Below are 8,597 nucleotides of genomic sequence, written 5' to 3'. Positions count from 1 at the left end.
CCCCGAGGCGGGTCGGGGTAGCGCCCCCGGGGACCGGCCGGTGCAGGGCCCACGCCGACCGGGCGGCAGCGCCCGGCTGCGGCGGCGGGGCGCCCGGGTCCTAGACTCCTGCTGCCCGTTGCCGTTCGCCTGCCGGAGGAGCCCATGCCGGACCGCACCACCTACCTGATCCTGCCCGGCTACCAGAATTCCGGCCCCGGTCACTGGCAGTCCCGCTGGGAGGCCGCCGAGCCGGAGGCCTTCCGCCGGGTCGAGCAGGCGGACTGGGACCACCCGGAGCTGACGGACTGGGTGGCCCGGGTGGACGCGGCGGTGGCCGGGGCCGCCGCCGAGGGACCGGTGGTTCTGGTCGCGCACAGCCTGGGGTGCGTCACGGTGGCCCGCTGGGTGGCCGGGGCCCCGGCCGGGCGGACGGCCGCCGTCCGGGGTGCCCTGCTGGTGGCCCCGGCCGACATCGACACGGCCGAGGTGCCGGAGCTGTTCGGCTTCCGCCCGGTGGCGCTGGATCCCCTGCCGTTCCCGACCGTGGTGGTCTCCTCCACCGACGACCCGTGGGTGAGCCCGGAGCGGGCCCGGGAGTTCGCCCGAGCGTGGGGCGCCCGGCACGTCGAGGCGGGCGCCTACGGGCACCTCAACGCGGACTCCGGGCTGGGTGATTGGCCGGAGGGCCGGAAGCTCCTCGCGGAGCTGTGACGACATGACCGGGGGGACGATGAACGGCCGCGTGGGCAACGGGATGGGCTGCCGCCCGGACGACGGGGCGGGTCGGCGGACGCGGCGGGCCAGGCGCGTCCTGGTCCGGGTGCTGGCGGCCTGCGGGGCGCTGGCCGTCCTGCTGTACACCTGGGGGCAGTGGGAGAGCCGCTCGGGCGGGCTGATGCTGGTCGCCGACCTGCTCAACCAGCCGGAACCGCTGCTCGGCGGGGCACTGGCCGCGCTGATCGCCGCCGCCTGGCTGGGCGACCGTCGCACCGCCGTCCGGACGGCCACCCGGACGGTGACGGTGACCGCCGGGGTGGTGTTCGTGCTCGGCGCGCTGGCCGTGCACAAGGTGTCGGCCGCCGAGACCCGCAGCCGGGAGGCGGCGCCGGCGGGGGCGGAGCGGGTCCTGGTGGTGGTGCACCGCTCGTACGGCTCCGGGCCGGAGGCCGGGGACCACTGGCAGGTGTTGCTGGAGTGCGGCGAGGGCTGGTCGGCCCGGCGCTGGCTGCTCACGGACGTCGGCGGCGGGCCGGACGACGCCCGGCTGGTGGAGGCGAGCTGGACCGGGCGGTCGCAGGTGACGGTGGTGACCGACTCCTACCGGCGGGTGTTCAACGTCGACCAGGACAGCGGCGAGCCGGTCGAGGCCCGGTAGCCGGTCGAGGCCCGTTGGCCGGCCGACGCCCCGCGGCCCCGGGTGGAGCGCCCACCCCGGGTCCGTGCCCTACGGGTTACCGCCCGAAGGGCCGGCGCGCTACGGGCGGTCCCCCACCTGGCGGTGCCCTACGGGTTGGCGCCCGGTGGGTTCGTGCCCGAGGAGTTGCCGCCCGATTGGCCGGTGGCCGGGGCGCTGGTGCCACGCGGCCGGCCCGGCGGCGTACCGGCGGAGCCCGGGTTCGTGGAGCCGGGGTTGGTGCCGCCGACGCAGGTGGCCTGGCCCGGGCTGCCGCCGGAGGCGCCGCAGCCGGGGTCGCGCCTGATCGGGTCCGGGATGTGGACCGTGGTGAACTCCTGCTCCGGCATGGACCTCACGGCGTCGCTCATCGCCCGCTGCCAGATCGGCCCGGGGCCCGTCGCACCGAAGACCTCCGGCTGGTACTGGCCGCCGATCCGGATGTTGCGCATCGGCACCTTGGTGCCCGGGCTGCCCAGCCAGACCGAGGCGGCCAGGTTGCCGGTGTAGCCGGTGAACCAGGCCGACTTCTTCTCGTCGGTGGTGCCGGTCTTGCCCGCGATCTGGCGGTCGTCGTCCAGCCGGAGGTCGCGCGCGGTGCCGCCCTTCTCGGTCACCCCGAGCAGCACGGTGTTGATCACGTCGGCGGTGTCCTGGGACATCACCTGGTCGCAGCGGACCGGGCTCACCGGGACGTCCTTGCCGTCCACCGTGGTGATCCGGTTGATCGCCAGCGGTGCGCAGTGGCTGCCCCGGGCGGCGAAGGTCGCGTACACGTTGGCCATGGTCAGCGGGCTGACCTCCTGGGTGCCGAGGCCGAGGGCGGGCACCTCCTGGAGCGGGTCGCCGCTCGCCCTGCCGGTCACGCCCAGCTTGTTCGCCATCTGCTTGACGGCGCAGAGCCCGATCTCCTGCTCCATCTGCACGAAGTAGGTGTTGACCGAGAGGGCCATCGCCTCCTTGAGCTCGTACGGGCCGACCTCGCGGGCGCTCTCGTTGGGGATGGTGCCGTCCTTGGTGCCCTTGTTCAGGTTCTTCCAGGTGCCGTCGCAGGTCCTCATCGTCGGCCAGTCCATCCGGTTCGGCGAGTCGTACCGCTGGGTGGGCGGCAGACCGGCCTCGAGGGCGGCGGCGGCCACGATCGGCTTGAAGTTGGAGCCGGGCTGGAAGCCGATGCCGCCGCCCATCGCGGCGTCCACGTTGAGGTTGACGACGGTCTGGTTCTGCTCCTTCGCCAGGCCGTACGGGCGGGTCTGGGCCATCGCCAGGATCTTGCCGGTGCCGGGCTCGACCATGGTCATGGCCGCCGAGACCGGGTCGGAGACGTACACCTTGGTGGAGACGGCGTTCTGCGCGGCGGCCTGCTTGTCCGGGTCCAGGGTGGTGTAGATGTTCAGACCGCCGGTGTCCCAGAGCTTCTTGCGCTCGGCGGCGCTCTTGCCGTACACCGGGTCCTGCTTGACGACGTGCCGCACGTAGTCGCAGAAGAAGCCCATGCCGGCGCGGGCGGTGATGCAGCCGTTCTGCGGCTCCTTGTAGTCGAGGCCGAGCGGGGCCGCCTTGGCCTGCGCGGCCTGGTCGGCGGTGATGTGCTTGTTCTCCACCATCTTGTCGATGACGGTGTCCCGGCGCTTCCGGGCGGCGACCGGGTGCAGCTTCGGGTCGTACTGGGACGGGTTCTGCACCAGCCCGGCGAGCATCGCCGCCTCGGGCAGGGTGAGTTCCCTGGCGGACTTGCTGAAGTAGCGCTGGGAGGCGGCCTCGATGCCGTACGCCTGGTGGCCGTAGAAGGTGATGTTCAGGTAGTTGGTGAGGATCTGGTCCTTGGTCAGGTCCTCCTCCAGCTTGATGGCGTAGCGGAGTTCCTGGATCTTGCGGCCGAGCGTCTTGCGCTGGGCCTCGCGCACCGCGACCGGGTCGTCCCCGGCCATCTCGACGTTGACGTTCTTCACGTACTGCTGGGTCAGGGTGGAGGCGCCCTGGACGGTGGCGCCGCTCTCGGCGTTCTTGGTGACGGCCCGCAGGACGCCCTTGAGGTCCACCGCGCCGTGCTCGTAGAAGCGGGCGTCCTCGATGTCCACCTGGGCCTGGCGGATCAGCGGGGACATCTGGTCGGCGGTCAGGACCGTGCGGTCCCGTTCGTAGACCTTGGCGATCAGGCCGCCCTTGGCGTCGAAGATCTGGGTGGCCTGGGTCAGCGGCGGGGCCTTGAAGTCGTCGGGGATGTTCTGGAAGCTCTCGGCGCCGCTCTTGGCGGCCAGTCCGACGGCGCCGGCCGCGGGGAGCAGCAGGCCCGCCAGCAGTACGCCGCCGAGCACGCAGGAGCCGAGGTAGCCCGCCGCGTGGCGCAGCATTCCGAGGGGGGTCTCACGGCGCCTCGGGCGCGGCACCCAGGTGTCGCCCGGGTCCGGGGAAGGTATGCGGCTCTTCGGTGGCATGGTTCGAACACTAGGGCCGTGAAACCCCTGCGTGGGCGGCTTGTTGGCGAACGATTGTCACAAAATCGCGACGGCTTCGACTCTTCCGCGCGGGCCCGAAGCGGTGTACGCGGAGGCAAGGACCGTTCGCCCACGGCTCGTTCCCCCCGCGTACGGCCCCCCTCGCTGCGCCTCGAACCTCAGCTCGCTGGGCAGAACACGTCGTCGGACGGGCGGCGGCCGGTCACCAGGAAGTCCGTCACCGCCGCGTCGCCGCAGGCGTTCCCGTTCGCCCGGTAGACGTCGTGGCCGCCGGAGTCCACGGTGACCATCCGGGCGCGGTCGCCGAAGGCCTTCCGCAGCTCGAGCGCCCCGCGGTACGGGGTGGCGGGGTCGCGCAGGTTCTGCGCCAGCAGGACGTTCGCCGGGCCCCGGCCGCTCACCCGGACCGGCGGCTCGGCGGGGGCGAACGGCCAGAAGGCGCACGGCATCGCGTTCACCGGCATGCCGGCGGTGAGCGGACGGGCGGCGCGCTCGGCGGCCACGTCCTTGGCGTAGGCGGCCGGGTCGGTCGGCCAGGCGACGTCGTTGCAGAGGGTGCCCGCGGAGGCGGCGATGTGGTTCTGCAGCACCTCGTCGGGCGCCGCCACGGGGGTGGGCAGCGGGCGGCGGCCCAGGGCCGCCAGCATCATCCGGGCCAGGTCGGGGAAGCGGGCGTCCGCGTACAGACTGGTCAGCATGGTCTCCCGGAGCCCGTTGCCGTCGAGTTCGGCCGGGTTGGCGCCGGGCCAGGGCAGCGGGTTGCGGTCCAGGCGGGCGGCGAGGTCGAGGAAGAGCGGCCGGACCTGCTCGGGGGTGTCGGCGACCCGGTCCGGATTGCCGGGCGCCGAGGCCCACGCGGCGAAGTCGGGGAAGCGGTCCTCCGCCCCCTGGCCGAAGGCCGCCAGCCAGCCGCGGCCGACCCGCGACGGGTCCGGGTCGTCGTTGCTGTCCAGCACGATCCGGTCGGTCCGCTGCGCGAACAGCGTGGCGTAGACGGCGCCCGCGTAGGTGCCGTACGAGGTGCCCCAGGCGGAGAGGCGGCGCTCTCCCAGGGCGCGCCGGATGCTGTCGATGTCCCGGGCCTCGTTGGCGGTGGAGATGCTGCGGAGCACCGGGCCGCCGTTGCGGGCGCAGGCTTCGGCGAAGCGGCGGCCGTTGGCCAGGTTGGCGTCGATCGAGCCGTCCGCGTCGGGCCAGGGGCGGAGCTTGACCATCGCCAGGTCGGCGTGGTCCAGGCCGCAGCTGACGGGGGTGGAGCGCCCGACGCCGCGCGGGTCGAAGCCGACCAGGTCGAAGCGGTCGAGCACCTCCTGCGGCAGCCGGTCGACCGCGCTGCTCGGGCGGTCCAGGCCGTCGTCACCGGGGCCGCCGGGGATGATCAGCAGCACCCCGTGGCGCAGGCCGGGTTTGGCGGTCGCGATCCGGGAGACGGCGACCGTGATCCGTTGGCCGTCCGGGTCGTTGTAGTCGAGAGGGACGCTGAGGTCGGCGCACCGCTGGCGCGGGTCGGCGTGCCCCTGGCAGGCGGACCAGTGGAGGTGGTCCCGGCCGGCGTGCTGCGGTTCGGCGACGGCCGGCAGGGCGGTGAGCGCGGTGACGGCGATGGCGGCGGCCGCAGTGGCGGCGGCGGTTCGGCGGATGCTCTTCGTCATGGCCAGGAGTCTTCCGTGGTGGCGGACTTGGGCCCATGCGGGCAGCCGGTCGGTCGGGGGTGGGGGAATCCCCCGGCCCCGGGGTGGGACCGTGCCACCCCGCGGCGCGCCCACGTTCGCGCCCTGCGCCGCAACGGCGGGCCGGGCCCCGATGATTTCGGAGGTCGCGGTGGATCGGGCGCCGCGGCCCGGTGACTGAGGAGGCGTGAGGTGACGACAGGGACGCTGGCGGACGAACGCGCGGGCGGCGACGGCACGGCCGAGGGCCCGGCACAGGGTGTGGCGGCGGGCGTGGTGGCGGGGCACTCGCACGCCCACGGGCCCGCCGCGCCGGTCTCCGCCCGGCTGCGCACGGTGATCGCGGCCGTGCTGATCCCGTTCGCGGTGGCCGTGGTGGTCGGGCTGGTGCTGCTCTGGCCAGGTGGGGTCCCGGCGCACCCGCACACCGGCCCGGGCCTCGAGCAGCACCTGCGCTCCAGCGCGGTGGACCACGGCCGCAGACTGCCGCTGGGCGTCCTGGCCGGGCTGTTCGCGGCGATCGTGGTGCTGGTCGGGCGGTGGCGCGGGGCGGCCGCGCTGGTCGCGCTGGTGATCAGCTTCGCGGTGCTGTCGCTGTTCATCCTGCCCGCCGTGCTGCACGGCGCGGACCCGCTGCTGGTGGCGGTCGTCGGCGCCGGCGCCATCATGCTGATCGCGCTCTACCTGTGCCACGGGCTCTCCGCGCGGACCTCGGTGGCGGTGCTCGGCACGCTGGTGTCCCTGGTGCTGATCGGGGCGCTCAGCCTGGCGTTCGCCGCCTGGGCGCACCTGACCGGGAACACCTCGGAGGAGACGGGCCTGGTCCACCTCCTCTACCCCGGGATCGAGACCCGCGGCCTGCTGCTGGCCGGGTTCGTGATCGGCTCGCTGGGGGTGCTGTTCGACGTGACGGTCACCCAGACCTCGGCGGTCTGGGAGCTGCACCAGGCCGACCCGACCATGGGCGCCGGCCGGCTCTACCGGACGGGCATGCGGATCGGGCGGGACCACATCGCCTCCACCGTCAACACCCTGGTGCTCGCCTACGCGGGCGCCGCGCTGCCGTTGCTGCTGCTGTTCTCGATCGCGCACCGGGACGTGGTGTCGGTGGCCACCAGCGAACTGGTGGCCGAGGAGGTCGCCCGCGCCCTGGTCGGCAGCATCGGGCTGGTGGCCTCGGTGCCGGTGACCACCGGACTGGCCGCCCTGATCGCCGCCGCCGACCACCCTCGGACGGCGGCGGACGCCGGGCGGCACCGGCACGGGCGGGAGGACTGAGCGGGGATCAGAGGCCGAGCAGGCCCGGGTCCGAGGCCAGGGCGCGCAGCGGCTCGCGCGGGTCCAGGACCAGCCGGCGCTCCGCCAGGTCGAGGATGCCGCCGACCCCGGTGATCTCGGCGGCGAGCACGCCGTCCTCCCGGACCAGCCGCTGCACCACCTGGAAGGTCTTGCCGTCCCGCCAGGCGAAGGTACAGGTGATGTCCACGGCGTCGCCGGCGCGCAGCTCCCGCAGGTACTTGATCGTGGTCTCCAGGACGACCGGGCCGACGCCCTTGGCCACCAGGTCCGCCTGCCGGATCCCGGCGGCGTGGAGGTACTCCCAGCGGGCGTGCTCGGCGTACTGGAGGTAGACGGACTGGTTCAGGTGGCCCTGGGTGTCGGTCTCATAGCCGCGGACGGTGACCCGCGTGGTGAAGTCCTGGTCTGTCATGCCCCGCACAGTACTCCGGGGGAGGCGGCGGCACCGCGTGTCGTCCGTCACCCGCGGGGCCCGTGGTGCGCGTGCAGCCACGGCCGGGCGGCGGTCCCCCGCCGGTGGCGGGCACGGCCGCTCCACGGCTACGGCGGGGCCACGGCGACGGCTTCGGCGGGGCACGGCTACGGCTACGGCGGGGCCGCGGTCACGGCAGGGTGAGGATGCGCGGGCCGTCCTCGGTGACGGCGACGGTGTGCTCCATGTGAGCGGCGCGACTGCCGTCGGTGGTGCGCAGGGTCCAGCCGTCCGGGTCGGTGCGGTAGTCGCCGCGGCCGCCGGCGGTGAGCATCGGCTCGATGGCCAGCACCAGGCCCGGGCGCAGCGGGAAGCCCCGGCCGGGGCGGCCCTCGTTGGGCACGTGCGGGTCCTCGTGCATCCGGCGTCCGATGCCGTGGCCGCCGAAGCCCTCCAGCATCCCGTACCGCCCGGCGCGGGCGACGGCGCCGACGGCGTAGCCGAGGTCGCCGAGCCGGTTGCCGACCACCGCGGCGGCGATCCCGGCTTCCAGGGCCCGCCGGGCGGCGGCGATCAGGGCGGTGTCCTCGGGCCGGGCGGTGCCGACGGTGAAGCTGACGGCGGCGTCGCCGCACCAGCCGTCCAGCACGGCGCCGCAGTCGATGCTCACCAGGTCGCCGTCGCGCAGTCGGTAGCCGTCGGGGACGCCGTGCACCACGGCGTCGTTGACGGAGGCGCAGATGACCGCGGGGAAGGGGACGGGCGCGAAGGACGGCCGGTACCCGAGGAAGGGCGAGCTCGCCCCGGCGGCGGCCAGGACGCCCCGTGCCACCTCGTCCAGCTCCAGCAGGCTGACACCGATCGCGGCCTCCTGCTGCACGGCTGCCAGCGCGTTGCCGACGACCCTCCCGGCCTCCCGCATCGCGGCGAGGGCGGTGTCCGACTTGAGCTCGACCATGGTGAACCACTCCCTGGATCCAATTCTTATACCGGTATTTGTATCACGGCTCGGAACGATGGAGCCGCGCCCCTCCGGGCCCACCGGGCACGCCGTAGACTCGGCGCCATGGTGAGGACTCCGTTGACCCCGTGGGAGCGCGAGCGCGGGGAGCGCTTCGGTGCGCTGCTGCGCGAGGCGCGTGGTGAACGCAGCATGGTCGAGGTCGCGGCGGTGGCCGGGGTCTCGGCGGAGACGCTGCGCAAGATCGAGACCGGCCGGGCGCCGACGCCGTCCTTCTTCACCATCTCGGCGCTGGCGTACGCGCTGGGCCTCTCCCTGGACGAGCTGGCGGCCGCCTGCTTCCTGCCCGAGGACGGCCAGGCGCTCTCCGCATGAGGCGCGCCGCCCCGGGAACGGCGAAGCGGCCGCCCGCCGGGCGGCC

Annotated in this window: 8 protein-coding genes; 4 read left to right on the top strand and 4 right to left on the bottom strand. The window is 74.3% G+C overall.

The genetic code is table 11. The features are described from left to right. Window positions 1-144 precede the first annotated feature (144 nt). Window positions 145-693, top strand: coding sequence for an RBBP9/YdeN family alpha/beta hydrolase (locus tag ABT247_RS29060; RefSeq protein WP_350748230.1), 549 nt, complete (start codon window positions 145-147; stop codon window positions 691-693). A gap of 4 nt (window positions 694-697) precedes the next feature. Next, window positions 698-1,357 carry a hypothetical protein gene (locus ABT247_RS29055; protein WP_350748228.1) on the top strand — a complete coding sequence of 220 codons (660 nt, stop codon included), beginning with the start codon at window positions 698-700 and terminating at the stop codon, window positions 1,355-1,357. A 128-nt stretch (window positions 1,358-1,485) separates the two neighbouring features. Here ABT247_RS29055 and ABT247_RS29050 read toward each other — a convergent pair whose 3' ends face one another. Continuing rightward, window positions 1,486-3,813 carry a transglycosylase domain-containing protein gene (locus ABT247_RS29050; RefSeq protein WP_350748225.1) on the bottom strand — a complete coding sequence of 776 codons (2,328 nt, stop codon included), beginning with the start codon at window positions 3,811-3,813 and terminating at the stop codon, window positions 1,486-1,488. Between the two features lie 179 nt (window positions 3,814-3,992). Further along, the gene (locus tag ABT247_RS29045) at window positions 3,993-5,486 is read right to left on the bottom strand and encodes an alpha/beta hydrolase (protein ID WP_350748222.1); all 1,494 of its coding nucleotides are present in this window, start codon (window positions 5,484-5,486) and stop codon (window positions 3,993-3,995) included. A gap of 210 nt (window positions 5,487-5,696) precedes the next feature. On the opposite strand from ABT247_RS29045, the gene ABT247_RS29040 reads away from it, so the two are divergent. Then, window positions 5,697-6,782: a YibE/F family protein gene (locus tag ABT247_RS29040; protein WP_502892522.1), complete on the top strand. Its 1,086-nt coding sequence runs from the start codon at window positions 5,697-5,699 to the stop codon at window positions 6,780-6,782. Between the two features lie 7 nt (window positions 6,783-6,789). On the opposite strand, the gene ABT247_RS29035 is transcribed toward ABT247_RS29040, so the two are convergent. Both ABT247_RS29035 and map read right to left on the bottom strand, forming a co-directional pair. Then, entirely contained in the window at window positions 6,790-7,215 is a 426-nt protein-coding gene (locus tag ABT247_RS29035) for an acyl-CoA thioesterase (RefSeq protein ID WP_350748219.1), read from the bottom strand. Window positions 7,216-7,405: 190 nt separating this feature from the next. Next, on the bottom strand, window positions 7,406-8,173 hold the full coding sequence (gene map, locus ABT247_RS29030; protein ID WP_350748216.1) for a type I methionyl aminopeptidase: 768 nt from the start codon (window positions 8,171-8,173) through the stop codon (window positions 7,406-7,408). A 108-nt stretch (window positions 8,174-8,281) separates the two neighbouring features. Between map and ABT247_RS29025 the strand changes: the two genes are divergently transcribed. Further along, complete coding sequence (locus ABT247_RS29025; RefSeq protein WP_350748213.1) at window positions 8,282-8,551, top strand: helix-turn-helix domain-containing protein; 270 nt, start codon at window positions 8,282-8,284, stop codon at window positions 8,549-8,551. Window positions 8,552-8,597 lie beyond the last annotated feature (46 nt).

It is taken from the genome of Kitasatospora sp. NPDC001539, assembly GCF_040298565.1.
Lineage (GTDB): Bacteria > Actinomycetota > Actinomycetes > Streptomycetales > Streptomycetaceae > Kitasatospora.
The sequence above is the reverse complement of the archived record's forward strand: the minus strand, read 5'-3'. Positions and strand labels throughout refer to the sequence as shown.